Annotated in this window: 23 protein-coding genes; 6 read left to right on the top strand and 17 right to left on the bottom strand. The window is 68.9% G+C overall.

What is annotated here, in order from left to right:
- Positions 1–22: 22 nt before the first annotated feature.
- From ABD259_RS03270 to ectB, 9 genes are all read right to left on the bottom strand, one after another.
- Positions 23–931: a CPBP family intramembrane glutamic endopeptidase gene (locus ABD259_RS03270; RefSeq protein ID WP_344099131.1), complete on the bottom strand. Its 909-nt coding sequence runs from the start codon at positions 929–931 to the stop codon at positions 23–25.
- Between the two features lie 108 nt (positions 932–1,039).
- Positions 1,040–1,507, bottom strand: coding sequence for a flavodoxin family protein (locus ABD259_RS03265; RefSeq protein WP_344099133.1), 468 nt, complete (start codon positions 1,505–1,507; stop codon positions 1,040–1,042).
- Between the two features lie 88 nt (positions 1,508–1,595).
- Complete coding sequence (gene ehuA / locus ABD259_RS03260) at positions 1,596–2,489, bottom strand: ectoine/hydroxyectoine ABC transporter ATP-binding protein EhuA (protein WP_344160068.1); 894 nt, start codon at positions 2,487–2,489, stop codon at positions 1,596–1,598.
- Positions 2,476–3,126 carry an ectoine/hydroxyectoine ABC transporter permease subunit EhuD gene (ehuD, locus tag ABD259_RS03255; protein WP_344099678.1) on the bottom strand — a complete coding sequence of 217 codons (651 nt, stop codon included), beginning with the start codon at positions 3,124–3,126 and terminating at the stop codon, positions 2,476–2,478. Before ehuD ends, ehuA begins: the two co-directional genes overlap by 14 nt.
- A complete protein-coding gene (gene ehuC, locus ABD259_RS03250; RefSeq protein WP_344160065.1) occupies positions 3,126–3,854 on the bottom strand; it encodes an ectoine/hydroxyectoine ABC transporter permease subunit EhuC in 729 nt (242 codons plus the stop codon). Before ehuC ends, ehuD begins: the two co-directional genes overlap by 1 nt.
- Before the next feature lie 16 nt (positions 3,855–3,870).
- Positions 3,871–4,773 (bottom strand): ectoine/hydroxyectoine ABC transporter substrate-binding protein EhuB, encoded by a 903-nt coding sequence (ehuB, locus tag ABD259_RS03245; protein ID WP_344099139.1) that lies wholly within the window; start codon positions 4,771–4,773, stop codon positions 3,871–3,873.
- Between the two features lie 293 nt (positions 4,774–5,066).
- On the bottom strand, positions 5,067–5,975 hold the full coding sequence (thpD, locus tag ABD259_RS03240) for an ectoine hydroxylase (RefSeq protein ID WP_344099141.1): 909 nt from the start codon (positions 5,973–5,975) through the stop codon (positions 5,067–5,069).
- A gap of 187 nt (positions 5,976–6,162) precedes the next feature.
- Positions 6,163–6,588: an ectoine synthase gene (locus tag ABD259_RS03235; RefSeq protein WP_344099143.1), complete on the bottom strand. Its 426-nt coding sequence runs from the start codon at positions 6,586–6,588 to the stop codon at positions 6,163–6,165.
- 125 nt (positions 6,589–6,713) lie between these two features.
- The gene (gene ectB / locus ABD259_RS03230; RefSeq protein WP_344099145.1) at positions 6,714–7,979 is read right to left on the bottom strand and encodes a diaminobutyrate--2-oxoglutarate transaminase; all 1,266 of its coding nucleotides are present in this window, start codon (positions 7,977–7,979) and stop codon (positions 6,714–6,716) included.
- A 1,154-nt stretch (positions 7,980–9,133) separates the two neighbouring features.
- Here ectB and ABD259_RS03225 point away from each other — a divergent pair.
- The 3 genes from ABD259_RS03225 (at position 9,134) to ABD259_RS03215 (ending at position 10,819) form a co-directional block, all read left to right on the top strand.
- Positions 9,134–9,397 (top strand): WhiB family transcriptional regulator, encoded by a 264-nt coding sequence (locus tag ABD259_RS03225; RefSeq protein ID WP_344099147.1) that lies wholly within the window; start codon positions 9,134–9,136, stop codon positions 9,395–9,397.
- A 101-nt stretch (positions 9,398–9,498) separates the two neighbouring features.
- Positions 9,499–10,143 (top strand): hypothetical protein, encoded by a 645-nt coding sequence (locus ABD259_RS03220; protein WP_344099149.1) that lies wholly within the window; start codon positions 9,499–9,501, stop codon positions 10,141–10,143.
- Between the two features lie 34 nt (positions 10,144–10,177).
- Complete coding sequence (locus ABD259_RS03215) at positions 10,178–10,819, top strand: copper resistance CopC family protein (protein WP_344099151.1); 642 nt, start codon at positions 10,178–10,180, stop codon at positions 10,817–10,819.
- Positions 10,820–10,978: 159 nt separating this feature from the next.
- Here ABD259_RS03215 and ectA read toward each other — a convergent pair whose 3' ends face one another.
- Complete coding sequence (gene ectA, locus ABD259_RS03210; protein WP_344099152.1) at positions 10,979–11,587, bottom strand: diaminobutyrate acetyltransferase; 609 nt, start codon at positions 11,585–11,587, stop codon at positions 10,979–10,981.
- A gap of 446 nt (positions 11,588–12,033) precedes the next feature.
- Entirely contained in the window at positions 12,034–12,795 is a 762-nt protein-coding gene (locus ABD259_RS03205; protein WP_344099154.1) for a PP2C family protein-serine/threonine phosphatase, read from the bottom strand.
- A gap of 663 nt (positions 12,796–13,458) precedes the next feature.
- On the opposite strand from ABD259_RS03205, the gene ABD259_RS03200 reads away from it, so the two are divergent.
- Positions 13,459–14,703, top strand: coding sequence for a glycosyltransferase (locus tag ABD259_RS03200; RefSeq protein WP_344160060.1), 1,245 nt, complete (start codon positions 13,459–13,461; stop codon positions 14,701–14,703).
- 76 nt (positions 14,704–14,779) lie between these two features.
- Complete coding sequence (locus ABD259_RS03195) at positions 14,780–15,724, top strand: anti-sigma factor RsbA family regulatory protein (protein WP_344160057.1); 945 nt, start codon at positions 14,780–14,782, stop codon at positions 15,722–15,724.
- 83 nt (positions 15,725–15,807) lie between these two features.
- Here ABD259_RS03195 and ABD259_RS03190 read toward each other — a convergent pair whose 3' ends face one another.
- Complete coding sequence (locus ABD259_RS03190) at positions 15,808–16,158, bottom strand: STAS domain-containing protein (protein ID WP_344160054.1); 351 nt, start codon at positions 16,156–16,158, stop codon at positions 15,808–15,810.
- 188 nt (positions 16,159–16,346) lie between these two features.
- Positions 16,347–17,087 carry an ANTAR domain-containing protein gene (locus ABD259_RS03185; RefSeq protein WP_344099680.1) on the bottom strand — a complete coding sequence of 247 codons (741 nt, stop codon included), beginning with the start codon at positions 17,085–17,087 and terminating at the stop codon, positions 16,347–16,349.
- Positions 17,088–17,275: 188 nt separating this feature from the next.
- Here ABD259_RS03185 and ABD259_RS03180 point away from each other — a divergent pair, with 188 nt between their 5' ends.
- The gene (locus ABD259_RS03180; protein ID WP_344099162.1) at positions 17,276–18,439 is read left to right on the top strand and encodes a GAF domain-containing protein; all 1,164 of its coding nucleotides are present in this window, start codon (positions 17,276–17,278) and stop codon (positions 18,437–18,439) included.
- Positions 18,440–18,567: 128 nt separating this feature from the next.
- On the opposite strand, the gene ABD259_RS03175 is transcribed toward ABD259_RS03180, so the two are convergent.
- The 4 genes from ABD259_RS03175 to ABD259_RS03160 form a co-directional block, all read right to left on the bottom strand.
- A complete protein-coding gene (locus tag ABD259_RS03175; protein WP_344099164.1) occupies positions 18,568–19,350 on the bottom strand; it encodes a hypothetical protein in 783 nt (260 codons plus the stop codon).
- Between the two features lie 118 nt (positions 19,351–19,468).
- Complete coding sequence (locus ABD259_RS03170) at positions 19,469–20,608, bottom strand: hypothetical protein (protein WP_344099166.1); 1,140 nt, start codon at positions 20,606–20,608, stop codon at positions 19,469–19,471.
- A gap of 525 nt (positions 20,609–21,133) precedes the next feature.
- Complete coding sequence (locus ABD259_RS03165; RefSeq protein ID WP_344099682.1) at positions 21,134–21,778, bottom strand: response regulator; 645 nt, start codon at positions 21,776–21,778, stop codon at positions 21,134–21,136.
- A gap of 2 nt (positions 21,779–21,780) precedes the next feature.
- Positions 21,781–26,073, bottom strand: a complete 4,293-nt coding sequence (locus ABD259_RS03160; RefSeq protein WP_344099167.1) for a HAMP domain-containing protein — start codon at positions 26,071–26,073, stop codon at positions 21,781–21,783.
- Between the last annotated feature and the right edge of the window lie 323 nt (positions 26,074–26,396).

Genomic DNA, 26,396 nt, shown 5'->3' with positions numbered 1-26,396 from the left:
ACGTGACCATTCGCGGCATTGGTCAAAGAATGAGTAGGGCGGGGGACGCGACCACGAGGGCCAGCGCTCCGTGCAGCGCGACATTGAGCCACAGGTTGCGGTAGCAGACCCACACGTACCCGTAGAGCACGCCGAGCACGCCGTAGGTCAGCAGCGCGTGCGCGACGTCGGAGTGCAGCTCGCCTTCGGGCAGCGGGCTGAACTCGTTGTAGGAGCCCAACACCGCGTAGGTCAGGGCGTAGAGCAGCGAGGAGAGCAGGATTCCGGCCCAGCGCCCGGCGAGCCGCTCCAGCCGGGACTGCAGCATGCTGCGGAAGAAGACCTCCTCGGGGATGGCGACCGTGATGAACCCGACCGCGGCAGCGAGGATCACCAGCTTCGGTGTCGGTGGGGACGTCGGGTACACCGAGACGGCCGCCAGGGCGCAGCAGGCGATCAGCGGGACCACGCCCAGCCAGCGCTTGGCCTCGGCCACCCGCAGGACATGCGCGGGCATCGCGGCGCCGTAGCCGGTGAGCGTGAAGCCGGCGCGGTCGACGAACAGGATCGGCAGCATGAACAGGAAGATGACGCGGACCACCGGGGTGAAGGGCACCCCCGCGAGCAGCTGCCCGAACACGGTCGCCAGGAGGGCGGACCCGCCGATGAAGCAGGCGAGGAAGATCAGCAGCCAGGTCAGTTCGCTCCCGATCGGGTGGCCGCGCAGCGCGCGCCATGTGCGCTCGTCCAGATCGCGAACGTAGGCCCGCTCCGTGAGCACCCAGGCCAGCGCGATGCCCGTGAGCGTGGGGAGCCATACCGCCCCGGGTACGGGAGCCTGCAACCACGTCAGGTTGTAGAACCGCACGTCATGCACGGCCAGAGCGACCGCCAGCGCCGCCGCACCACACAGCAGACCGGCCGCCAGTGCCCACCTGTATGCCACTGCCACGTGCTTTCTCCCCCTGGTCAGAGCATCAGTCTGCCCCGAGAGAAGCTAAAAGTAGTGCAATGACTCCGGTATGTCGCAATTCCTCGGCGTGGTGAACCCCTGGTCGGATCACCCCTCCCCGGACCGCTCCAGGGCCGCCAGCGCGCAGACCGCGCCCAGCTCCCAGCACGCCTCACGGTCATCGCGCCCCACCTCCCCGATAACGGAGACCGGCGGGCGGTGGCGCTCCCACGACATCCCCTTGGCGATGGCCTCCACCGCGCGGACCGCCCCGGTGGTGTCGTTATTACCGTGCACGTACAGGGCGTAGGGCAGCCCGCTCGTGTCGGTCAGGCAGGGGTAGTACACCGTGTCGAAGAAATGCTTGACGGCGCCGGCCATGTAGCCGATGTTCGCGGTGGTGCCGACGATGACGGCGTCCGCCGCGAGCACGTCGGAAACGGTGGCTCCGAGGGCGGGGCGCGTCGCCACCTCGACGCCCTCGATCTCGTCGTTGCGCGCGCCCTCCAGCACCGCTTCGAGCAGGGTCTGCATGGACGGCGACGGCGTGTGGTGAACGATGAGCAGGCGTGCCATGCCTCCAGGGTGGCACGGACCCTGCCGCGCCTGAGCCGGGGAGGGCGGCGGAGGCGCGGCGCCCGCCGCCGACGCCGCCCTCCCCGGCTCAGCTGCTCTCCAGCACGGCGTGCAGGAAGGACTTGGTGCGCTCCTCCCGGGGCTCACCGAAGATCTGCTCGGGCGGCCCTTCCTCCACGATCTGGCCGTTGTCGAACATGAGCACCCGGTGCGAGACGTCGCGGGCGAAGCCCATCTCGTGGGTCACCGAGAGCATGGTGATGTCCGTCGTACGCGCGATCTCGCGCAGCACGTCGAGCACGCCGGCCACCAGCTCCGGGTCCAGCGCCGAGGTGACCTCGTCGAGCAGCAGGATCTCCGGGCGCATCGCCAGCGCCCGCGCGATCGCCACCCGCTGCTGCTGGCCACCGGACAGCCGCGTGGGGTGGGCGTCGACCTTGTCGCTCAGCCCGACCATCTCCAGCAGCTCCTCGGCACGCTGGTTCGCCTCGTCCCGGGATATCCCCAGGCTGTGGACGGGTGCCTCGGTGATGTTGCGCCGCACGCTCATGTTCGGGAACAGGTTGAACTGCTGGAAGACCATCCCGATCTTCTTGCGCACCTCGCGCTGGTACTTCTCGGTGGCCGGGACCAGCTCGCCGCTCTCCCCCGACTTGTACATGTGGCTCAGGGGATCGCCGTTCACCCAGATAACGCCGCCGTTGACGCGCTCCAGCGTCATCAGCAGGCGCAGGATGGTGGTCTTGCCCGACCCGCTGGGGCCGATGAGGGCCACCCGCTCCCCGGCGTCGACCGAGAAGTCGAGCTCGCGGAGCACCACGTTATCGCCGTACTGCTTGACGACCCGCTCAAAGCGGATCAGCGGCTGGTCGCCGCTTTTCCCATTGGCCCCGCCCTGCCCGTTCTCCGCGCGCGGACGGGGGGCCTCGCCCGCGTCATCGGCATCGGGACGGTTGGTGTGGATGTCGTCAGACCGCGGCATAGCGTCGCTCCAGGGTTCGGATCAGGACGGCGGACAGCGCGCTGACGATGATGAACAGCACGCCGACGGCGGAGATCGTCTCCAGGTACTTGAAGTGCGTGCCGCCGAGGCGGTTGGCCTCGAACAACATCTCGGGCACGGTGATGGCGAACAGCAGGGGCGTGTCCTTGAACATCGCGATCAGGTAGTTGCCCAGGGCCGGGATCACCCTGCGGATCGCCTGTGGCAGGATCACCGCCGACCAGGTACGGCGCACCGGCAGGCTGAGCGCCCGAGCGGCTTCCCACTGGCCCTTGGGGACACCCTCCATCCCGGACCGGTAGACCTCGGCGGTGTAGGCGGCGTAGTGCACGCCCAGCCCGATGACACCGGCGGTCAACGGGCTCAGCGAGATCCCGATGCCCGGCAGCACGTAGAAGATGAAGAAGAGCTGCACCAGCAGGGGCGTGGAGCGGATGAACTCCATGACCCAGAAGACCACCCCGGCGATCGGTTGCGGCGCCGCCCTGCGGGTCATCGCCACCACCAGGCCGAGCAGCAGCGCCAACACGTAGCCGAGCGCCGTCGCCAGCAAGGTGTAGCGGAGTCCATTGAGCAGGTCCGGCAGTGCCTCGCCAACGAATCCCCAGTCGAACATCACGCAGCACGTCCCTTCTCACGCCCGGCACCCAGCAGCGTCCGCGCCGCCCAGGACGGTGCGGTCCGGGCGGGCAGGCGGCCGAGCCGCCGGTTGGCCCGCCGTTCGGCCATACGCACGAAGAACAGGATCACCTGGGCGATCGCGAAGTACATGACGAGCGCGCTGGCGAACGCCAGCAGCGTCTCACCGGAGAAAGTGCGCAGCTGCTGGGCGACGAAGGTGATGTCGGAGACCGCGATCAGCGAGACCACGGCGCTGCCCTTCATCAGCTCGATGGCGAGGTTGCCGAACGTGGGCAGCATCTGCGCCCACGCCTGGGGAAGGATGCACAGGCGCATGCGCTGGAACGCGCTGAAGTTGAGCGCGATGGTCGCCTCGTACTGCGCCTTGGGCACGGCGTTGATGGCGCCGCGCACGTTCTCCGCCCCGTAGGCGCCCACGTTGAGGCCCAACGCCAGGATCGCGGCGAACACCGGCTCCAGCCGGTAGCCGGTCACCAGCGGCATGGCGTAGAAGAGCCAGAACATCAGCACGAGGGCGGCGACGCCGCGGAACACCTCGACGTAGACGGTGGCAGCGGCGCGGGCCCAGGGGTTGCGCGTCGCGCCGACGATGCCGACAGCCATCGAGATCACGAACGCGAGCGCGCACCCGCCGAGCGTGATGAGCAGCGTGTACCAGGCGCCGTTGACGTAGAGCGGAAGTGAGTCGGTGAAGAAGGTCATTGCGGCTCCCCGGGGTTCAGGCCGAGCACAGCTGCTCGGCCGTCAGGTCGCCGGGGAGCTCGTCCTCGGAGAACCCGAACGGCTCGATGATCTCCAGCAGCCGCCCGCTCTCCTTGAACTCCTCCAGCTTCTCGTTGAAGGCCGCGAGCATGTCGGTGTCCTCCTTGCGCAGCGCGTATCCGCCGCCGCCGATGACCTCCTCGCCGTCGACGACCGGGAAGAACGCCTCGGTCACCTCGAAGGGCCCGCCGCGGGTCTTCAGGATCCAGCGCAGCGAGATCGCGGTCAGCGCGACGGCGTCGATGCGGCCGGTCTCCAGCAGCTCGTAGGCGCTGGGAGTGTCGGGGGCGGTCTGCACCTGGGCGGCGGGGACTCCGGCCTGGGCGGCCATCTGCTGTTCCACGGTCGCGTTCATCACCGCCAGGGTGAGGTCGGGGTTGTCGGCGATCGACGAGAAGTCCTCGATGCCGGCGGGATTGCCCTTGGGGACCAGGAAGGCGGTGCGGCTGAGGTAGTCGGGGTTGGTGAACGCGACCTGCCGGCAGCGGTCGGGGACGATGGCCATTCCCGCGGCGACCATGTCGAACTGGCCGCCGATGAGTCCGGGGATCAGGCCGTCGAAGCTGACGGGGACGCCGCGGAGGTCGTCGACGCCCAGCTCCGCGAAGATCGCGCGGGCCAGTTCGGGCGACTCGCCGGTGAGCCTGCCGGTGGCCAGGTCGGTGTAGCCGTAGGGGGCCTCGTTGGCGAAGCCGACGTTGATGTAGCCCTGCTCACGGACGCGGTCGAAAGTGTTTCCGGTCCCGACGCGGGAGCAGCCGCCGAGTAATGTCGGCCCCATCAGCGCGGCCATCGCGGCCCCGCCCGTTCTCGCCAGGAAGCGGCGGCGGTCCATGCCGCTTCCTCTGATCGTCGTCATCTCGTGTCTCCTCAGGAACGAGCACGGCGCCCCCTCCTGCACCGGAGGGAGCGCCGTGCTGTCGTGCGGGACGTACGTGCGTGAACGCCGGCGGTTCGCCTGTGACCAGGGTTGCCTCAGGGGGCACCGGTGTCACGTCGGCAGGCCGTCGGCCCGCGCATGACGCTCGTCTGAGTGATGTGCGGCTTATTCTTTGCCGCTTTCGGCAGGAGCGAAATCCCGCGTTATGCACAAGTTACGGCCAGGTTCGGCCAATAACGATCAAACAACGCGGCCATGGCCGCGGCCCCGAATCAGACCACCGGGGTGAAATCACGCGCGCCGAGGAACGGCGGGCGGGGCGTGGGCGCCGCGAAGGGCTCCACGCAGGCGTTCTCCACGCTGTTGAACACGATGAAGATGTTCGACCGCGGGAACGGCGTGATGTTGCCGCTGGAGCCGTGCATGCAGTTGGAGTCGAACATGATGGCGCCGCCGGCGGGACCGGTGAGCACGTCGATGCCGTGCTTGGCGGCGAGGATGGACAGGCTGTCCTGGTCGGGAGTGCCGATCTCCTGCTGCTTCAGCGACGCCTTGTAGTGATCCTCGGGGGTCTCGCCGACGCAGGAGACGAACGTCTTGTGCGAGCCCGGCATGATCATCAGCGAGCCGTTGTGCTCGTAGTTGTCGGTGAGCGCGATGGAGATGCTCACCGCGCGCATGCGGGGCATCCCGTCCTCGGCGTGCCACGTCTCGAAGTCGGAGTGCCAGTAGAAGTCGCTGCCGCTGAAGCCGGGCTTGGAGTTGACGCGGCTCTGGTGCACGTAGACATCGCTGCCCAGGATCTGCCGGGCGCGGCCCACGACCCGCGGGTCACGCACCAGTTCGGCGATGGCGTCGCTGATCTTGTGGACCTCGAAGATGGACCGGACCTCGTCGGACTCCCGCTCGACGATGACACGCTCGTCCTTCCTCAGCTCCTTGTCCTCGCTGAGGCGGCGCAGCTCGGCGCGGTACTTCTCCAGTTCCTCGGGCGTCAGCAGCTGCTCGATCTGCAGGTAGCCCTTGTCGTCGTAGGAGTCCAGCGTGGCGCGGTCGATTGGGCCGTCTCCATCGCCCCAGACCACGGCGTCCCGCCGGTAGAGCAGGGACGGAAAACCGTCCTTGCGGGTCGGGTAGTCGTCCATGGTCGGCTGCTCGAAGTCGGTCGTCAACGCAGTCATGACTATACCCCTCGGGGTTTCTCTCCTTCGCGCTATCGATCGTGTACTTCTTACGGGTCAGGCTCTTTTCGTTTCTTCCCTGCTCATCGAGGGTGCCCCCATCCGGTGGTCCGCACACTCGCTTATCCATCGTGCGGAGCCGGAGGGCGGGTGCGGGCGCGCGGGTCGGCGCGCCCGCACCCCCACGCTACTCGGCCGTGGCCAGGCTCTCCTTGGCGCTGTCGTCCTCTTCGGTCAGCAGGGGGTAGACACCGTTCTCGTCGTGCACCTCACGGCCGGTCACCGGCGGGTTGAAGACGCACAGCACCCGGAAGTCGGTCTTGGGCCGAATGGTGTGCTTCTCGTGCCCGTTGAGCAGGTAGAGCGTGCCCGGGGTGATGATGAACTTCTCCCCGGTCTCGTCGTTGGTGAGCTCGGCCTCGCCCTCGATGCAGTGCACGAGCTCGACGTGGTTCGCGTACCACATGCTCGTCTCCGTCCCCGCGTACAGGACGGTCTCGTGGAACGAGAAGCCCACGCCCTCCTTGGCAAGGATGATCCGGCGGCTGCGCCAGTTCTCGGTCTGGACATCGGCGTCGGTGCCGTCGATGTCCTTCAGGCTGCGAACGATCACGCTCTTGTACTCCTCATGACTCGTTTCGGCCGCGAGCGACCGAACGCGGGGTCCCGGCGTCGCCGGGACCCTCGGGTGTTCATCCACTGCAATTGTGCGGCTCAAGCCGCCGCTGCGCAGTGGCTTTATGCGGGCTGCGAGACTTTCACCGCGGCTCGCGTGGCCTCGGCCATGATCTCCAGACCCTGCTCCAGCTCCTCCTCGGTCATGGTGAGCGCGGGGAGGAGCTTGGCGACCTCGTCCTCGGGACCGGAGGTCTCGACGAGCAGGCCGCGCTGGAAGGCCTCACGGCTGAGCGCCGTGGCGGCGCCCTCCCGCTCGAAGGCCAGGCCGGCCGCCATGCCGCGGCCGCGCACATGCGCCCCGGCCTCGGAGAACTCCTCGGCGATGGCCGTGAGGCGCTTACGGATGAGCTCGCCCTTGGCGAGGGTGGCCTTCTGCAGCTCGTCGTCGCGCCAGAACGTGTCGATCGCGGCGGCGCCGGTGACGAACGCGGGGTTGGGGCCACGGAAGGTGCCGTTGTGCTCGCCCGGGCCCCACACGTCCAGCTCACGCTTGAACAGCGTGAGGGCGAGCGGGATGCCATAGCCGCTGATCGACTTGGACAGCGTGACGATGTCCGGTTTGATGCCGGCCTCTTCGAAGCTGAAGAAGCCGCCGGTGCGTCCGCAGCCCATCTGGATGTCGTCGACGATGAGCAGGATGCCGTGCTCCTCGCACAGGGCGGCGAGCCCGCGCAGCCACTCGGCGCTGGCGGCGTTGATACCGCCCTCGCCCTGCACCGTCTCGACGATGACGGCGGCCGGCTTGTCCAGGCCACTGCCGCTGTCCTCCAGGACACTGCGCAGCCACAGGAAGTCCGGCGTCTCGCCGTCCATGTAGTTGTCGTACGGCATGGTGTTGACGTGCGTCAGCGGCACGCCCGCGCCGCCGCGCTTCATCGAGTTGCCGGTCACGGCGAGCGCGCCCAGCGTCATGCCGTGGAAGCTGTTGGTGAAGTTCACGATGACCTCACGGCCGGTGATCTTGCGCGCCAGCTTGAGGGCGGCCTCGACGGCGTTGTTGCCGGCCGGACCGGGGAACTGCACCTTGTAGTCGAGCCCGCGCGGGCCCAGGATGACGTCACCGAACGCCTGCAGGAACTCCTGCTTCGCCGTGGTGTAGGTGTCGAGGCTGTGCACGACGCCGTCGCCCGTGAGGTAGTCGATGAGTTTGGATTTCAGCACCGGGTTGTTGTGCCCGTAGTTCAGGGAACCGGCACCCGCGAAGAAGTCGAGGTAAGGCCGCCCCGACTCATCGTAGATGTAGCTGCCTCGCGCCTCGTTGAAGACGACCGGCCAACTACGGCAGTAGCTCCGGACTTCGGATTCGAGGCGGTCGAAGATCTCCATCGTGTGTTCCTTGGTTCCTTTCCCCAGATTCGTGGGCTCGGGGCGGTGACGACGGGGTGGTCAGGACGGATGGTTGGGTCGCGGCCCGCGGCATGGCTGCTAGCGGGCCGAGCCGCACGGGGGTTCCCCGGGAACGGATCCCCTGGGGACCTCCTGCGGCCACTGCTGGATGTCGAAGTTCAGGGTCCGCATCCGGGCGGCCGGGGCCGCTCCGCGCTCCCGCGCCACAAGAGCGGAAGGGGCGCGGCAACCGGAGACGCCCGATGCGGGTGTGGCCTCCGCGGTCGCGGGGACTCGTGCGACGCTATCGGCGCCGACACGACAGATCGAGCGCACACCAACGAGACCCACGCCGAGACTGACTACTGCGGGGTGATCCCCGGTGTCGGCTCGGCCGCGGGTTCCGGCGTCGATCTGTTGATGAGGCACGTCGAAGGAACATAGCGAACGTTCCTGAGCAGCGTTTTTCGTGGATTCGGAAACTATGTTTCGGAGCCGTTTCCTCGGGTAGGACTAGTCTATTTAGCGCCTACCGTCACAATCCGTCGCCATGGCGGGGGCTTCACGCCGCACCCGCTCACCCCCCGCGGACGCCGTACTCACCAGCGATTTCGGAACTCTACTCGGGCCAATTGCGGACCCCGCGAGCGGGAGGGGCATGACGAGTATCCCGCCTTTCGCCGTTCAAACATAGAGCAAGCGCAGCAAATCTTAAGGGTGGGCTACCTCACACAAATTCGGGTGAATGGTCGCGACAGAGCCGAGACGGGCATTGATCGCCGCGCCCGACGTGCGGAAGGACCCACCAGCGCGGGGATTGGGCCCCCGAGGCGGCCCGACCGAATATCCCGAAACATTTTTCAACGGAGCCACGTCCGATTCGTGACACGCGCGTTATACCAATGTGACCAATGAGCCGCGGAGCACCTTGAAAGAGCAGCGAATTTTTAGCAGACTTTGCGTAGTACGACTCGCCGTAGTACTACAATCGGTCGCGGCGCGCTGAAGCATCCTCTACGCGGTCTCGCGCACGTCTTCAGGCGAGGGTCTCACCACCAAGAACCCACACGGGACTCGACACGCGAGGTCTCAACAGGCCGGTGGAGCTCCATCACGCCCCACCGGGCATCGAGCCAGGGAACGGAGGGCGCCTGGTGAACCGCCTCTATCACGAAAGCGAAGACTGGGTCGCGCAGGGAGCCTGCCGACAGTACGACCCCGAGCTGTTCTTCCCGGTGAGCACGGCCGGACCGGGGCAACACGACGCGGAGCTCGCCAAGGCCGTCTGCCGCGGCTGTACTGTTCGCCAAGAGTGCCTGCGGTGGGCGCTCGCCGCCGGAGAGGCGCACGGCGTGTGGGGCGGGACCAGCCCCGAGGAGCGCCGCTACATGCGCCGCGAGCTGGCGACCGCCAGCTGACCGCGACTCCGGCGGAGAGGGACGTGAAGCCGCCGCCGGGGTCGTCGCGGACCCCGGCGGCGGCTTCACGTCCCCGATGTTCTCGGTTAGGTTCAGGAGTCGTGTGGTCCCCCGGTGGCGGCCCTCTACGGGTCATACGCACGACGATGCTCGCCGTGGCCTGCACCGGCCTGGCCTGGGGCGGGCACGCGCTGTGGGCCGGTTCGCCCGTCGCCCTCGGAGCCTTCGTTCCGGCCACCGTGCTCATGGCCATGCTGCTGGCCCGGTTCACCCTGTGCCAGCGCGGGTTCGGTGAGATCTTCACCGTCCTCGCCGCTGCCCAGGTCGGCCTGCACCTGGTCTTCCACAGCCTCAGCGCGGTCTCTCCCACCGTCGCGGCGGGGCACGCGGCCCACACGGCGACGCCTCACCAATCAGCGCCGCTCACCCACGCCCTCGGCCCGCTGGGTGTCTCCCCCGGCATGCTGGCCGGGCACCTGTGGGCGGCACTCCTGGCGGCCGCCCTCCTCGCGTACGGCGAGCTGTGTCTGTGGACGCTGCTGCGACTGCTGACCGCCGCCCTGCCGGCCCTCCTGCGCCCCGCCGTCCGCCCGATCCCCGGTCCGCGCACCGGCGCACCGGACCCCACCCCCGCCCGACGGAGCCCGCGCATGCTGCGCCGAGAGCGCACACGGGGGCCGCCGTTACCGGCCGAGCGTCTCCAGCTCGCGATCGACGCGCTGCGCGCGCGTCCTCACACCATCTGACGGACAGCAACGGCCGGAAAGGTCACCTCACCCCATGCCTCACACGTTCACGGCGCGACGCGGCGCCATCACGCTCGCCTCACTCACGGCCTCGCTGCTGCTGGGCATCGGCCTGGCCCCCGCGGCTCTGGCGCACAACACCCTGATCGACTCCTCCCCGGAGGACGGCGCGAAGCTCGACACGGCGCCCGAGGAGGTCACGCTCACCTTCAACACCGACGTGAACGACGGTGGCAACGCCATCGTCGTCACCGGGCCGGACGGTGCGACCTACCAGGAGGGCGACGTGCGGCTCGACGGCCCCACGGCGTCGACCGACCTCCGGCCGCTCGACGCCGCCGGCGAGTACACGATCGCCTACCGGATCATCTCCGCCGACGGCCACCCGCTGGAGGAGAAGCTCACCTTCAGCGTCACCGAGGACGCCGTCGCTGACAACGAGGCGACAACCGAGGACGGAGACACCGCCGCCGCCAGCCCGGACGACACGTCGGGCTCCGACCGCGAGGACAGCACGACCACCGGCAAGGACGAGCCGGCGGCGTCCACCGACCCGATGCGGGCGCTGGGCCCCGTGGGCGCGGTCATCGGCGGAATCGCGATCATCGCGCTGATCGTCATCCTGATCATCCGCATGCGCGGCCGTCAGGGCGGCCAAGACGGCCAGGACGGCTAGAGCGCGGTCCGGGCACCCACCGGCATCAACCGCGGGTAGGCCCCTCCGCGGCGCGCTGCCACAGAGCAGCGCGCCCGGACCGGACGCCCACGAACACGGGGCGGTGTCCCCCGACCTTTCCCGATCGGAGGACACCGCCCCTGGCTGTCCGGGTGCGGGTCAGCCCTGCCCGCTCACCGCCGTTCGGCGGGGGCGATCGGCCTCCGCCGCGAGTTCCGCCGAGTCCCACAGCGCGTCCGCGGCGGCCAGCTGGCCCAGCGGGCCGATGCGCACCAGGTCTTCGGGCTCGTGCGCGTGCTCGCCGTGCTGCGGGAAGTGCTCCCGCTCGAACAGCGGCGTCCACACCGGCTCCGCCCCGCGGTCGCGGGCGAAGGAGGCGAACAGCGCGCGCGAGGCGCCGTTGTCGGGTGTCACGGTGGCTTCCAGGTGGGTCAGGCCGCGCTCGGTGATCCGGTCGCCGATGTAGTCGAGCATGCGGCGGGCCAGGCGACGGCCGCGGCAGGCGGAATCGACCGCGACCTGCCAGAGGAAGTAGGTGTCGGGGGCGTCCGGCCGCACATGACCGATGACGAACCCGCGCGGCGTCCCCTCAGCGTCCCGGGCGACGACGGAGGTCGCGGCGAAGTCCCGGCACCACATCACGTAGGCATAGGGAGAGTTCTCGTCGAGCCCGTTGTCGCGGGCCAGCGCCCACAGCAGTCGGCCGTCGGCCATGACGGGCGGGGCGAGCTCGATGTCGTCCTTTTGGGAGGAATTATCGCGGGACATACCGACTGACCCTAGCAAAGGGCGCAGGTCACAGCCCTGAGGCGGCCTCCACCAGCTGTTTCGGCAGCGCTCGGGAGGGTCGAACCACCCCCGCATACGCGGCCGACGACGGATCTCCCGCCTCGCCCGACCGCCTTCTACCAGAAGGCCGACCTCCACAACCGCGGCTCGGCCGGCGGGCGGCCGCCCGCCTTCCACCGCCAGGCCTACCGCTAGCGCGACCCGGTGGAGCGGCCGATGAAACGGCGCAAGCGGTACCGGGCCCCGGCCACCCCCGCTACGACAAGCTCGCCGCGACCTACCGGACGACCGTCAGCATCGCCGACAATCCTCATCCGGCTACACGCCCAACCTGACAATGGCCATGACCCACGACCCGCCGAACAGACCCGAGCCGACCGCGAAATCCCCCACGGCCGAGGACTCCGCGTCGAGCGAAGGAGCGGCTAGAGCCGACGCGCGAGCAGGATGCTGATGTTGTCGCGGCCGGAGGCCTCCATCGCCGCCTGCCACAGGCCGTGCACGGCCGCCTCGTCGCTGCCCGCCTCGGCGATGATGCGTTCCATGTCGTCGTGGGCGACCAGGTCGGACAGGCCGTCACTGCACATCAGCCACGCGCCCGGGCCGGCGTCGCCGTCGCGGCCCACGTGGGGCGTCATGGCCGACGCACCGCTGCCACCCAGCGACTGGGTGATGAAGTTCGTGGACACGGGCTTGCCGTCCTCGGACGGAGGCAGCGGAGGCGAGTCGTCCTGGGATATCTGGCGCAGCCGGGTGCCCTCCAGTCGATAGGTGCGCGAGTCGCCGACGTTGAACCAGAAGTTCCCGTCGCCGTTCAGCAGCACCCCGGCGACCGTGGTCCCCATGCCGGAGAACTCGGTGTGCTGGGTGGCGTGCTCCTGAATCTCCTCGTCGATGTTCTTCAGCAGAATGTCCAGGTCGTCCGGCCCCGCCAGACGGGGACCCATCTCGGCCATGCGGTGCACGGCGTGCTCCGAGGCGATCTCCCCCGCGGCGTGCCCGCCCAGGCCATCGGCGACAGCAGCGATCACCGGTTCACCTAGCGGCAGTACACACCGCGCGGGCAGCGTCATATTCGCACTGGCAACGGTGAGCGCCCCCACCACAATGGCGTCTTCGTTGGCCGGGCGTACAGCACCCCGGTGCGTGAGGGCTGTGACCGCGACTTCCCCACCAACGACACCCATACGCCCAACCTCCTGTTTCATCGGCAGTCACTGCCGCACAGTCCCACGCGGCGCCTCGTCTTGAGGACGGTATCCGAGGCGCGTTGATCATGTAACCGTATCGAGGGACCGTTGACCATGGTCAAAATCCGCGTACATCATGGCGGAAAACGCCTTGATACGCAGTTCTTCAACGGATCCTTATCGCCCAACGTATGATTCCGGGCCCGTCTCGGCGAGCATCGGGGCCTGTTCCTTACCCGTGTTCCTCCCCATGGCCGCGCGTGCCCACCACACCCCCACCAGCGCACACGCTGGCACGCTCCGCGATCACTTCCTCACACAACCGCACGTTACAGCGGAGTTTGGCCGCCCGTCGCGCCGTCTGGCAGAATGACGCAGTGATGGGTGTCTAAGACGCAGACACACCTCTCCTTCGCACGCTCCCGCGCGGCCCTTCCGCTCGCGCTGTGCTGAGCGCGTTCTGTGCTTCCTTCCGAACGGTCAAGGTGTGGTCCTTTTGCGTCTGCCCAATTCTCTCCTGTCCTCTCACAACTTCCTCTCCGCCCGCCCGGGCTTCCTTTCGCATGCCCACCGGCCCCCGTACGCCCAGCGTCACCACGGCCGCGCCCGCGGGCGGAGTTCCCCTGCGCCGGGTCGCCGTCTCGCAATGAGGAGCAACACGTGAAGATCGCCTTGGTCGCCGAGCACACCAGCCCCCTCCCCGCCCATAAAGGGGAGCCGACCTGCGGTGAAAGCGTGCACATCGCCTCGGTCTCCCGCCATCTGGCCAAGCTCGGACACCGCGTCACCGTCTACTCGCGCAAGGACGCCGAAGACCTGCCCGGCCGCTCCCGTATGGGGCGCGGCGTCAACGTCGAATACCTGACGGCAGGCCCGCACTACACCCTGGGCGAACACGAGGTCTCCGAACACACCGGCACCTTCGCTTCCGCCCTCGCCACCCGGTTGGGTGAGGACACCCCCGACGTCATCCACGCCTTCGGCTGGACCAGCGGCCTGGCCGCGCTGTCCGCCGCGCGCACCGCCGAGGGGGTCACCGAGGACACCCCGATCGTGCAGACGTTCCACTCGCTCAACGCGAGCGAGCAGCGCGCCGGGCTGCCCGAGCGCCAGGAGCGGGTCCGCCTGGAGGCCGCGATCGCCGGGCGCGCCGACGCCGTCATCGTCAACTCCGCCGACCAGCGCTTCGAACTCGCCCGTATGGGCCTGCCGCGCACCCGCGTGAGCGTCGTCCCCTACGGCGTGGACACCGACCACTTCACCGTCGAGGGCGGCGTGGCCACCGAGCCGTGGAAGGGGCGCCGCGAGGAACGCCCCCGCATCATCTCGGTGACCGGGCTGGCCGGCGGTGGCGCTGACGCGCTGATCGAGGCGATGGTCCGCGTCCCCGAGGCCGAACTCGTCATCGTGGCCGGGCCGGCACCGATCGAGCTCGCCCTCGACGACGACGCCCGCCGGCTGGAACTGCTCGCCAAGGAGGCGGGGGTGGACGACCGCGTCACGCTGACCGGCCCCGTCGACCGCAAGGAGATGCCGCGGCTGCTGCGCTCGGCCGACATCTACGTCTCCGCGGCGCCCTACGACCCCTACGGCGGCGGCCTGCTGGAAGCCATGGCGTGCGGGCTGCCCGTGGTCGCCACGGCCGTCGGCAGCGCCACCGGCGCTGTGCTCGACGGCACGACCGGAATCCTGCTCCGCTCGGCCCGCCCCGAGGCTCTGGGCGCGGCGCTGCGCGGGCTGATCTCGGAGCCGACGATGCGCAGCGCCTACGGCATCGCCGGAGCCGACCGGGCGGAGTCGCGGTTCACCTGGCAGCGCGTGGCCGCGGAGACGGAGCGCGTGTACACGCGGGCGCGCCCGCAGGAGGACGAGCTGCTCGCCGCGGTCGGCGATGATGCACACTAGTCCGCGGACGGAGAACAGCACCACGAACATCGGACAGCAGTGGGCACAGGCCGGGAGGGATCCCCGGGGTGATGTCATGACGTCGCGCGCGGAGTCCGCGACCGCGGGAAGCGGAGGATTCGAGCACCACGGCGTGTTCTTCGATTCGGGCCGGGACCTTTGCGAGGCGGTCGTCCCGGTGCTCCGGACCGCCCTCGCCGCGAGCGAGCACGTCGTCGTCGCCGTGAGCGAGCGGCTACGCGACGACATCCGGTGCACGCTGGACGCCGCTGAGAGCGCCACTGTGCGCTTCGCGGACCGAACAGCGCTCTATGACGCCCCCGGACGCACCGTCGCCGCCCTGCACCGACTGGCTCGCGCGGAACCGCGCCGGGTCACGGTCGTCGGCGAACCGGTCCTGCCGCCGCACGACCCTATGGAGCTCCGCGAGTGGCACCGGCTGGACGCCGCCCTGATGACCGCGCTGTCCGATGTGCGCATGCGGCTGCTGTGTCTGCATGACAACCGCACCACCCCCGCCGACGTCCTGGCGTCGGCCCGCAGCACGCACCCCGTCCTGCTCACCCACAGCGGAAGCCGCGCCAACCCCGACTACCGGCCGACGCCTCTGGTGCCCGACGCCGCGCATGCCCTGCCGCCCCCGGCGTGTGAGACCCGAAGACTCGACATCCACGCCGACCTGCCATCGCTGCGCGATGAGGTCCACGACCTCGCCAGCGAGACCGGCCTGCCGGGCTCCCGCGTCGGCGACCTCGTCGTGGCGGTGAACGAGCTGAGCGCCAACGTCCTGGAACACGGCGCGGGCAAGGGCACGATCACGATGTGGACCTCGGCCGGGCGGATGGTCTGCGAGGTCTTCGACGAGTGCGGCGACTTAACCGACCCGCTCAGCGGCTACCACCCGGCCGACCCGCTCAGTCCGCGCGGCTACGGCCTGTGGATCACCCGCCAGGTCTGCGACTTCATGGAGATCAGCGGCGGCTCGCGCGGCACCCTGGTCCGGATGTACTTCCGGCTGTAGATACCCCCGTGCTTCCCCCATCACGTCCACCGCTCAGGCGATCGCCGGCAAGGCCGTCCAGCGTGCCACGACCGCCGGCGCGGCTACGCCAGCACCGTCTCCATCGCGTGCGCGGTGTCCTCTTCGATCGTGATGACCTGGTCGATACCGGCGATCACGAACAACCGGTGCACGGTGCGCTGCGGCGCGGAAACCGCCAGGCCGATGCCCAGGTCACGCGCCTGCCGGTAGGAGGAGACGAGTACGCCGATACAGCGCGAGTCGCAGAAGCTCACCTTGGAGAAGTCGATCACGATCCCCCGGCACGGCTCGGCCGCGCGCAGGATTCCGTCCAGAGCTTCGGCGAGCAGGGGCGAGGTGGTGGCATCCAGCTCGCCCGCCGGTGTCACCACCGCGACATCGCCTTCGGTCCGGATCGAGACATCGGACGCCACGCTCACGCTCCTCGCCGGTAACCGGGGATCGCCGCGGGCGTCGGCGGCTCCGACCGCCTACGTGCCCTCGCACCGCTCCTGAACTCCACGCGGCCAACCCTAGCGCCAATGCAGAAGTCGAGACAGATTCGGCGCGAGGCCGTCATCACACCGATACTGCGCGTTGTGCCGATCCGCGACAACCCCCGTCAGCCCAGCGCCTTCGCGTTGGTTTCGGCGTGCTCGGCGACGAGGCTCCGCGCCACGTCGACCACCTTCAGCCGGTTGCGCTGCGCCACGTTGCGCAGCTCGGCGAAGGCCTCCGCGGCGCCGCAGCCGCGGGCGTGCATGATGATCCCCTTGGCCTGGTCGATCACGGCCCGCGCCGACATCGCCCGGCGCATGTGGGCCGCCTCGCGCTCCACATCGGTGTAGCGGCCCGCTGAGTGCAGCGCCATGGCGGCGTGCTCGGCGAGCAGCGCCACCAGGGGGGTGACCACCGCGTCGTCGAAGACCCCGGCGCGCCCCGCGTGCACACCGAACGTCACGACCTCACCCTCTAGCTCGCTGGGAAACGTCACCGAGGAACGGTCCCCGCACTGCACGGCCATGCTGGTGTAGCCGGGCCAGCGGTCCTCGCGCAGCACGTCCCCCACCGTCACCGCGCGCATCTCGCGAACCGCCGCGACCGTCGGGCCCTCGTCCGTCGTGTACTGGTACTCGAACGCGGTCGCCAGGTCGGAGTGGGACGCACCGTAGTCGACGACCACGTGCTGCCCGCTGCCAGCAGCGGGCTCATCCCCCGGGGCGACCTCCCGCCAGATGACGACCAGGGCCGCGGAACATCCCGGCACCCCGCGCGCGGCAGCCATGCTCATCTGGTCCAGCGCCCGCTCCGGGGTGCGCTGCCCGAGGTCGCCGATATCCCGCGCGAGGCGCTCGATCCACATCGGCACGTCCCAATCCCCCCGTCAACACGGCCCCTCACCATCAGTTCGGACGGTGGCCGTTCCGGCTGACTTCCACGGTAACCACGAACCGGACCCGGCTGTGCATGCGTTAGCGTCAACACCGGGGGCACGACGTTCACGCGCGTCGCGAAAGGGCCCCGGATCCGAGAAAGCCTGGAGGCCCTCGCGTGCCGGAGAATCTGGCCGAGTTAGAGCGTGAGATCTCAGAACTGCGCGAGCGCGCCGCGGCGCTGCGCGCCACGCACGCGATGTACCCGGACGACGCCGCCGGGACGGCCGAGGCCGCACTGGCCGAACTCGGATACGCCGAGCAGCTGCTGGTCGACTGCGGAGCACGGCTCACCGCCGAGGCCGAGTCCGCCGCACCGCGCCGCACCGGGGGCGAGGACGAGCGCTCGGTGCTGCGGGCCGTCTTCAACGAGCTGAGTGTCCCGGTGGTACTGCTCGACCACGAGGGCTACATCCGCCGTATCAACGCCATCGGCGCGGAGCGGCTGGGCGGGCTGAGCGGCTACCTGACCGGCAAGCCCTTCTCCAACTTCGTCGACCTGCGGCGACGCGCCGCGATGCGGTCGTGGCTGGCGGCCGTGGTGCGGGGCGGTGAGCCGGCCTCGTTCGAGTCCCGGCTGGCCCAGCGGGGCTGGTCCGAGGACGTGCACCTGACCCTGACCCGGGTCGAAGTCCCCACGGAGGCTCACCCGATCGTGCTGGTCGTCATGTCGCCACCGCTGGCCACCGCCGAGGACGAGGGGCCGGCCCCGCTGGAGTCAGAGGTCGAGGACCAGGTCGTCGTGTTGGCCGCGCGACGGCTCGACGTGCTCACGCGGATGACCCGGCTGCTGCTGAGCAGCGCGGGGCCGGGCGGAGCGGGAAGCCCGCTCGCCCTGGACGACGCGGCGGCGCTGCTCGCCGACTCCTACGCCGACTGGGTGATCATCGACGTGTGCGACCTCCCGGCCGACGCCCGCCAAGCGCGCCGCGCGGTGGTGGCGGGGCCGGGCGATGACGGCCAGCGCGAGCAGGTGCGGTCGCTGGACCCGCTGCGGTCGGAGGTCCCGCGTGACGTGTTGACCAGCGGGCAGTCGATCCTGCACCAGTTCATCGAGGACGAGAGCACCCTCGGGTACAGCGAGGAGGGTGCGCCGATGCTCAGCGCCCTGGGCGCCGGGTCGCTGATGTGCGTCCCCTTGAAGGGGAGCCGCGGGGTCCGCGGCGCGCTCACGCTGATCCGGCGCAGCAACCGGGGTTCGTTCCGGCTCGCCGACCTCGGTCTGATCGAGGAGATCGGCGAGCACATCGGGCTGGCACTCCCGCCGCGGACCTCGGACTGACCGCACCGCTCAACTGTCTCTCTGTGTCGCCCCTTCCCCCCTTGATCTCGGCAATATCGGCCGAATACCGGCGATTTTTCGGTCGATATCGCCGAGATCAACGGAGAAGGTGGGGAGGCGGACGCCGGTCACCCGTAGGGCGGACCGTAGGGGTCGTCCCGCCCGGTGGCTGACGGCGGCGGGTACATGCCCGGAGGCCGCGTGCCCGACGGCGGCCCCGGCTGCCAGGGCGGAGGCCCGCCGAAGTGCGGGGGCGGGGTGGTGTGCGGCGGAGGCTGCGGCGACACCGGGGGCGGTGGCACGGGTCCGTAGGGCGGTCCGCCGTGCAGCGGGCGCGACTGCTGTGCGGCCGCGCGCAGCTCGTTGGCGTTGAAGGCGCCGACCGCGATCAGCACCGCGATCGTCACCCAGAACCCGAAGCGGGTTCCCACCTCGGCGCTGCCCGAGAGCCACACGGCCTCCGCGGCCAGCTGCTCTTCCAGGGTGCTGTACACCAGCACCTCGTTGACGGAGAACAGCACGAGCGCCAGGGCACCGGTGGCGAGTCCGCCCAGGGCGCGGGCGAGCCGCGACGGCAGCACGATCCCCAGCACAGCACCGGTCAGCAGGGAGAGGATCCCGACCAGCATCAGGGGGTGGACGCCTACGTCCTCGCGCTTATCCCTCACGCTGGCTCCGCCGCCCGCGGGGTCGAAGCCATGGGGGACGTCCCGTTCCAGCACACCGGTGCCGAAGACCGAGGGCTCGCCGCCGACGGCGAGGTCCCACCCCGAGGCCTGGACGTCGAGCGTGCCCAGGCTGGTCTCGCAGGAAACGCCGATGAAGGGGAGGAAGAGGCAGATCAGGACCAGCCCGATGCCAGAGGGGCTGATCAGCCGCTGCCACGGGGAGGCGTCTCGGGGGAAGCTCATGACTCACTTGTACTACGCCGGGCGGGTTCCCGGCAGAGAAGCACGGCACGGCGGGCGCCCGGAAACGCGGGGCGCCCGCCGTGCTCACGACAGCCGGGATTGGCCGTCGTTTCGGTGATTAGGAAGCGTCGGTCACGTCCGCCGTGGCGGCCTTCCTCTTGCGCGAGAGGTAGAGCGCGGCACCGCCACCGCCGAGGGCGGCGACACCGGCGGCCACCAGGCCGCCCAGCGCGGCACCGGTCACCGGAAGGCTGCTGCCGGCCTCGTTCGCGGGCTTGCTGGTGTCGGCCTCCTTGTTCTTGTCGCCGTCGGAGCCGGAGCCGGAGCCGTCGCCCTTCTCGCCGCCGGAGCCCGTCCCAGCGTCCTTGTTCTTGTCGGCGTCGGAGCCGTTGTCCTTGTCGCTCATGTCCTTGCCGGTGATGGCGACACTGGCCAGGGCGGCGGGCTCCTCGGAGGGGGTGCAGGTCGTGGTGACGGTACCGGACGCCTGCTCGATCTTGGCGGTGACGGTGCCGGGCGTGAAGGTCAGCTTGCCCGGCTTCAGCGGGGTGATAGTGCCGGAGGTGCCGTCAAAGTTATAGCTGTCGATCGGGAAGCTACCGTCCTCGTCGACCGGCCCCTCAGCTGTCGATGTCGTGGTCAGCGACTTCTGCGGAGCCGCGGCACCGCCCAGGTTGAGCGCACCGGAGAAGGTCCCCTTCGTGACCGGCTCGTCGGCGTAGAAGTAGGGGACGTTGTCGACGCCCGCGGCCCAGACGTACGGATCGCCGGTCTTGCCGTCGCCCGAGTGCGCGAGGGTCCAGAGGATCTTGGCGCTGTCGGTCTGGGTGCCCGCCTTGCAGGTGTAGGCGTAGGACTTCTGGGCGATGTGCTCGCCTTCGAAGTCGAGCTCCTCCTCGATGTCGGTGTCGAGCGTCAGGGGCTCGGGGTCGACGTTTTCGGGAGGCTGCTCCTCGGCGGCCGTCTCGTCCTTGTCGCCCTTGTCCTCGCCCTTGTCCCCTGCACCGGTGTCCTCGGCCTTGTCGGCGTCGCCCGACGCGTCCGCGTCGCTGTCGCCGTCGGGGGTCGTGGTCTCCTTGCCGCCCTCGGCGGAGGTGTCCTTGCCGGCGTCCTGCTTCTCGCCGGACTCGGCACCGGCGCCCTCGGCGTTCACCTCGGGCTTCTCCGCGGGGGTGTCGGCCAGGGCGAGGGGCGCGCTGAGGACGCTGCCCAGGCCGACGAATGTGGCGACGGCGAAGCCGGCGGCCGTGCGGGTCATGGTTCGCGACACGGTAAAGCTCCAAAGTTGGGGGTTGAAAAAACGTGGTCGGCGGCGCCAGAGCGGTATCGCGGGCGCACTCCCGAGTGGCGTGCCAGGCGGCTCGGTCAGAGCGGGGCTGCGAACGGCAGCAGGGACACCCGAGCGAGGTTGAGCGCCTGGCACTGGTCGGCGGTCGTGAACCTCCGAACAAGCAGCACTCTAGACCCTCAAATCACCACAAACCAATAAGAAGGTGATCAGTTATCAAGTCGTTTCGATTGCGGCAGATATCACATTTTTCGCGATCTTCGTTACGAATAGCAACGATCGGAGATCCACGAACTGCGAAAATACAAAAACCACCTAACCCAGAGTGAATTCCTGCGGATCGGCACCGGGGTGGTTTACATACGAACGGCCGCGCGGCCGCATCCGGCCCCGCCCCCCTCAACTGACCAAGCGTCACCGTCACGCGACACAACGCGGGGCGGGACACCCCGCACAGGTGTCCCGCCCCGCTATTCTTCCGCTGCCTTTTGTCCCCTACTCCGGCCCCGGACCGTGCAGTGCCTCCACCAGCGTCGTCAGCTGTGCCACGGAGCGGTCGAGGTCGCGGACCGCCTCGACCGTACGGCTGTCGTCATCGCGCTCCTCGGTCACCACCAGCCCGCGCAGCAGCTCCAGGTTGGTGTTGACCTCGGCGACGCGCCGCGACAGGCGCCCGGCGACACCCGACACCGGTCCGCCCGTCTCCTCGGCCAGCTCCTTGCGCAGCATCCGCGACTGCTCCCGCAGCTGCTGCTTGACCTGGTGGAGCTCCACGAACACCTCGACCTTGGACCGCAGGACCCACGGGTCGAACGGTTTGGTGAGGTAGTCGATGGCGCGGGAGGCGTACCCGCGGAACACCTGGTGGCGGTCGATTCCGGCACCGGTCAGGAAGATGATCGGGACGTCCTTGGTGCGCTCCCGCTGCTTGATGTGGGCGGCGGTCTCGAATCCGTCCATCCCAGGCATCACGACGTCGAGCAGGATGACCGCGAAGTCCTCCTCCAGGAGCGCCTTGAGCGCGTCCTCCCCCGAACTCGCGCGCACCAGGTTCTGATCGAGGGACGTGAGGATCGCTTCGAGCGCCGTCAGGTTCTCGTCGCGGTCGTCCACTAGGAGGATGTTGGCCTTACGCGGCACGGTCACTGCTCCTGCTCATTCTCGGTCTCGGAAGTGTCCGCGTCAGTACCGTCCGCCTCGGTACCGTCTTCCTCGGACTCCGGCTCCAGCCAGTTGCGTATGACATCGAGCAGGTGGTCGAGGTCCACCGGCTTCGTCACGTAGTCGGACGCCCCTGCCTCCAGGCTCCGTTCCCGGTCGCCCTGCATCGCCTTGGCGGTCAGGGAGATGATCGGCAGGTCCGCGAATTGCGGCATGGCGCGGATGGCCCGGGTCGTGGCGTCACCGTCCAGCTCCGGCATCATGATGTCCATCAGCACCAGGGCGACGTTCTCGTTGGCCTCCAGCTTCTCGATCCCGGTGTGGCCGTTGTCGGCGTAGATGACCTCCAGTCCGCTCGCCTCCAAGGCACTGGTCAGGGCGAACACATTGCGCACGTCGTCGTCGACGATGAGCACCTTACGCCCGGCCAGCACCGCCTCGCGGTCGGGGTCGTTGCGTACCTCCTGGCCCTCGCCCAGATCGCCGTTCTCCGGGTCGGGCTCGATCTGGCGGAGAACCGGGACGGCCGGCGGTTCCGCGGGCTCATCGATCTCCGGTTCCTCCGCGACGCCGACGTCGTCCGGGCTCTCGGTGATGTCGATCTCGGTGAGCGGCTCGATGTCGGGGGTGCCGTCCGAGGTCAGCCCCGCGGCCGCGCCCAGCGGGTCCTCCAACCGCTCGGCCGTGCCCTCGGGCAACCGCACCGGCAGCAGCAGAGTGAACGTGCTGCCCTCGCCGACAACACTGCTGACGCGGATCTCGCCGCCGAGCAGGCGGGCGAAGTTCCGGCTGATCGACAGCCCCAGCCCGGTGCCGCCGAAGCGGCGGCTGGTCGTACCGTCACCCTGATGGAACGCCTCGAAGATGACCTGCAGCTTGTCATCGGGGATGCCGATCCCGGTGTCGGCGACGGAGAAGGCGATGACCTCCTCGTTCTCCCCGAACATGTCGAGGTCGGCGTCGTCGAGCGCCCAGGCCGGTTCGATGAGCAGCCGTACCTCCCCGGCCCCGGTGAACTTCACGGCGTTGGACAGCAGGTTGCGCAGGATCTGCTGCAGCCGCTGCTCGTCGGTCCACAGGAAGTTCGGGATGTCCGGTGAGACCTCGACGGCGAAGGCGAGCCCGCGTTCGCTGGTCATCGGGCGGAACGACGCCTCAACGTAGTCGACCAGCTGGGTGATCGACACGTTGGCCGGCTGCACCTCCGCCCGTCCGGCCTCGACCTTGGCGAGGTCCAGGATCTCGTCGATGAGCTGGAGCAGGTCGTTGCCGGCCTTGTGGATCGTCTGGGCGAACTCCACCTGCTTGGAGGTGAGGTTCTGCTCGGTGTTGTCGGCCAGCAGCCGCGCGAGGATGAGCAGGCTGTTCAACGGCGTGCGCAGCTCGTGCGACATGTTGGCAAGGAACTCGGACTTGTACTTGGAGGACACCTGCAGCTGGTGCGCGCGGTCCTCCAGCGAGCGCCGGGCACGCTCGATCTGCCGGTTCTGCAGTTCGATGGCGCGGTTCTGGCTGGCCAGCTGCCCCGCCTTGCTGTGCAGCTCGGCGTTCTTGCGGCGCAGTTCCTCCTGCTGGCGCTGCAGCTCGTTGGAGCGCTCCTGCAACGCGGTCGTCAGCTGGCGGGACTGCAGCAGCAGGTACTCGGTCTTGGAGTTGGCGAGGATCGTATTGATCGTGGTCCCGATGTGCGAGACCAGCTGGCGCAGGAAGTCGAGGTGCACCTCGCGGAACTCGCCGTACGAGCCCAGTTCGATGACGCCGAGCGCCCGCCCCTCGAACAGTATGGGGAATATCGCCAACGTCAGCGGCGGGGCCTCGCCCAGCCCGGACTCGATCTTCACGTAGTCGCCGGGAACGTTGTGGATGACCATCTCCCGCTGCTGGGCCAAGACCTCCCCGGCCAGGCCCACACCGGGGCGGATGCGGCGGCGCGGCTCCTCCGGCTGGAAGCCGAACCCGGCGTACAGACGGAAGGTCTCCTCGTCGTCCTTCTCCTCCGGGAGGAAGCAGGCGCCGTGCTGGGCGTCGACCAGGGGAGTCACCTCGGTCATGATCAGCCGGGCGAGCTCGTTGAGGTCGCGGTGGCCCTGGATCTTTCCGGAGATGCGGGCGAGGTTGCTCTTCAGCCAGTCCTCGTCGCGCTGCGCGGCGGTCGTCTCGCGCAGGTTGCTGACCATGAGGTTGATGTTGTCCTTCAGGGTCAGCATCTCACCGCGCGCGTTGACCTGGATGTTCTGGGTCAGGTCGCCGCGGGTGACGGCGCTGGCGACGTCGCCGATCGCGCGCACCTGGGTGGTGAGGTTGCGGGCCAGCTCGTTCACGCTGTCGGTGAGCTGCTCCCAGGTGCCCGAGACGCCGTCGACCTTGGCCTGGCCGCCCAGCTGGCCCTCACTGCCGACCTCGTGGGCCACGCGGGTGACCTCGGTGGCGAACGCCGAGAGCTGGTCCACCATGGTGTTGACGGTGTCCTTCAGCTCCAGGATCTCGCCCTGCGCGTCGACGGTGATCTTCTTGCTCAGGTCGCCCGCGGCCACCGACGACGTCACCTGTGCGATGTTGCGCACCTGCGTGGTGAGGTTGTGCGACATCGAGTTGACGTTGTCGGTCAGGTCCTTCCAGATCCCCGACACGCCCTTGACGTCGGCGCGACCACCCAGCTTCCCTTCGTTCCCCACCTCGCGGGCCACCCGGGTCACCTCGTCGGCGAAGGCGGACAGCTGATCCACCATCACGTTTATGGTGTCCTTGAGTTCGAGAATCTCGCCCTTGGCGTTGACCGTCACCTTCTTGGTGAGGTCGCCGGCGGCCACGGCGCGCGTGACGATGGAGATGTGCCGCACCTGGTGGGTCAGGTTGTTGGCCATGGAGTTGACATTGTCGGTCAGGTCCTTCCACACGCCCGACACGTCGCGCACGTGGGCCTGGCCGCCGAGCTTGCCCTCGGTCCCCACCTCGCGCGCCACGCGCGTCACCTCATCGGCGAAGGCGGAGAGCTGGTCGACCATCGTGTTGACGGTGTCCTTCAGCTCCAGGATCTCGCCCTGGGCGTCAACGGTGATCTTCTTGGTCAGGTCACCACTGGCGACCGCGCGGGTGACCTGGGAGATGTTGCGGACCTGGTAGGTCAGGCTGTTCGCCATCGAGTTGACGTTGTCGGTGAGGTCCTTCCAGATCCCCGACACGCCCTTGACATTGGCGCGACCACCCAGCTTGCCTTCCGTGCCCACCTCGCGGGCGACCCGGGTGACTTCGTCGGCGAACGAGTCGAGCTGGTCGACCATGGTGTTCACGGTGTTCTTCAGGGAGAGCATCTCGCCCTGCACGTCGACGGTCACCTTGCGGCTCAGGTCGCCGCGTGCCACGGCCGTGGTCACCTGTGAGATGTCGCGCACCTGGTTGGTGAGGTTGTCGGCCATGGAGTTGACGTTGTCGGTCAGGTCCTTCCAGATCCCCGACACGCCCTTGACATTGGCGCGACCACCCAGCTTGCCCTCGGTGCCGACTTCGCGGGCGACCCGGGTGACCTCGTCACCGAACATGGACAGCTGGTCCACCATCGTGTTGACGGTGTCTTTGAGCTGGAGCATCTCGCCCTGCACGTCGACCTTCACCTTGCGGCTCAGGTCGCCCTGGGCGACGGAGTAGGTGACCTGTGAGATATCGCGCACCTGCGCCGTCAGGCGCGAGGCCATCTGGTTCACCGACTCGGTGACGTCGCGCCAGGCCCCGGATACGCCCTCGACCTTGGCGCTGCCACCCAGCTTTCCCTCGGTGCCGACCTCCCGCGCCACGCGGGTGACCTCGTTGGTGAAGCCCTGCATCTGGTCGGCCATGCGGTTCACGGAGGTGGCCAGACGCAGCAGGTCGCCGTGGAGTTCGCCATGGCGCGTCTCCAGCCCGACGCGCTGCGACAGGTCACCATCGGCGACCGAGTCGAGGATCCGCGCGACGTCGGTCACCGGCCCGCTGACCTCGTCGAGCACCTGGTTGAGGGCGCGGATGCTCTTGCCCCAGGCGCCCCGGGCGGGACTGACCGAGATCCGTTCGGTGAGTCGGCCCTCACTGTTGACCACCGTGCCGAGCCGCTGCAGCTCGCTGCTCAGCTGCTCGCAGTGGTCCAAGACTTGGTTGAACACGGACGCGAGTTCGCCGGACTTGGCGCCCTCACCGAAACTCAGCCGCACGCTGAAGTCGCCGTCGCGCATGCTGTACAGGGCCGCGAGAAGCTCATCCATCTGTGCTTCCGAGGCCACCGCCCCGGCCTGCTGGGGCATGGAGTCCCCCTCCTTCAGCAACTACCTACGCCGACCCCAGCCGTCCGGCAGGGGAGCCGGAGAGAGTCGGCGGGGGCTCCGCTGCTCGCGCGCCCCGTATCCTCCGACACCGGACGGATCGTGCCACCTGCAAAAGGTCGGCCGGGCTGCTCTTTACATGGACGTTCTGACATCATGACTGCGTTGTTCCTACTGTGCCCACGAAAGTCGTTGTTCCGACACCGCAGGCCCAGCGGAAGTCGAGATTGGGGGTAGGGGTCAAACATGCCGATGCCGCCAACGGACTCATCCGCCCTGTTCGACGCTGAAAGAAACCGTACGGC

This window comes from Nocardiopsis rhodophaea, from assembly GCF_039530945.1.
Classification (GTDB): domain Bacteria; phylum Actinomycetota; class Actinomycetes; order Streptosporangiales; family Streptosporangiaceae; genus Nocardiopsis_C; species Nocardiopsis_C rhodophaea.
The sequence above is the reverse complement of the archived record's forward strand: the minus strand, read 5'-3'. Positions and strand labels throughout refer to the sequence as shown.

Excerpts from the sequence above, each read along its gene's own strand:
- ABD259_RS03265 (WP_344099133.1), bottom strand. The coding sequence starts at position 1,507 with ATGGCACGCCTGCTCATCGTTCACCACACGCCGTCGCCGTCCATGCAG.
- ehuA (WP_344160068.1), bottom strand. The coding sequence starts at position 2,489 with ATGCCGCGGTCTGACGACATCCACACCAACCGTCCCGATGCCGATGAC.
- ehuD (WP_344099678.1), bottom strand. The coding sequence starts at position 3,126 with ATGTTCGACTGGGGATTCGTTGGCGAGGCACTGCCGGACCTGCTCAAT.
- ehuC (WP_344160065.1), bottom strand. The coding sequence starts at position 3,854 with ATGACCTTCTTCACCGACTCACTTCCGCTCTACGTCAACGGCGCCTGG.
- ehuB (WP_344099139.1), bottom strand. The coding sequence starts at position 4,773 with ATGACGACGATCAGAGGAAGCGGCATGGACCGCCGCCGCTTCCTGGCG.
- thpD (WP_344099141.1), bottom strand. The coding sequence starts at position 5,975 with ATGACTGCGTTGACGACCGACTTCGAGCAGCCGACCATGGACGACTAC.
- ectB (WP_344099145.1), bottom strand. The coding sequence starts at position 7,979 with ATGGAGATCTTCGACCGCCTCGAATCCGAAGTCCGGAGCTACTGCCGT.
- ABD259_RS03215 (WP_344099151.1), top strand. The coding sequence starts at position 10,178 with ATGCCTCACACGTTCACGGCGCGACGCGGCGCCATCACGCTCGCCTCA.
- ectA (WP_344099152.1), bottom strand. The coding sequence starts at position 11,587 with ATGTCCCGCGATAATTCCTCCCAAAAGGACGACATCGAGCTCGCCCCG.
- ABD259_RS03205 (WP_344099154.1), bottom strand. The coding sequence starts at position 12,795 with ATGGGTGTCGTTGGTGGGGAAGTCGCGGTCACAGCCCTCACGCACCGG.
- ABD259_RS03195 (WP_344160057.1), top strand. The coding sequence starts at position 14,780 with ATGACGTCGCGCGCGGAGTCCGCGACCGCGGGAAGCGGAGGATTCGAG.
- ABD259_RS03185 (WP_344099680.1), bottom strand. The coding sequence starts at position 17,087 with ATGTGGATCGAGCGCCTCGCGCGGGATATCGGCGACCTCGGGCAGCGC.
- ABD259_RS03175 (WP_344099164.1), bottom strand. The coding sequence starts at position 19,350 with ATGAGCTTCCCCCGAGACGCCTCCCCGTGGCAGCGGCTGATCAGCCCC.
- ABD259_RS03170 (WP_344099166.1), bottom strand. The coding sequence starts at position 20,608 with ATGACCCGCACGGCCGCCGGCTTCGCCGTCGCCACATTCGTCGGCCTG.
- ABD259_RS03160 (WP_344099167.1), bottom strand. The coding sequence starts at position 26,073 with ATGCCCCAGCAGGCCGGGGCGGTGGCCTCGGAAGCACAGATGGATGAG.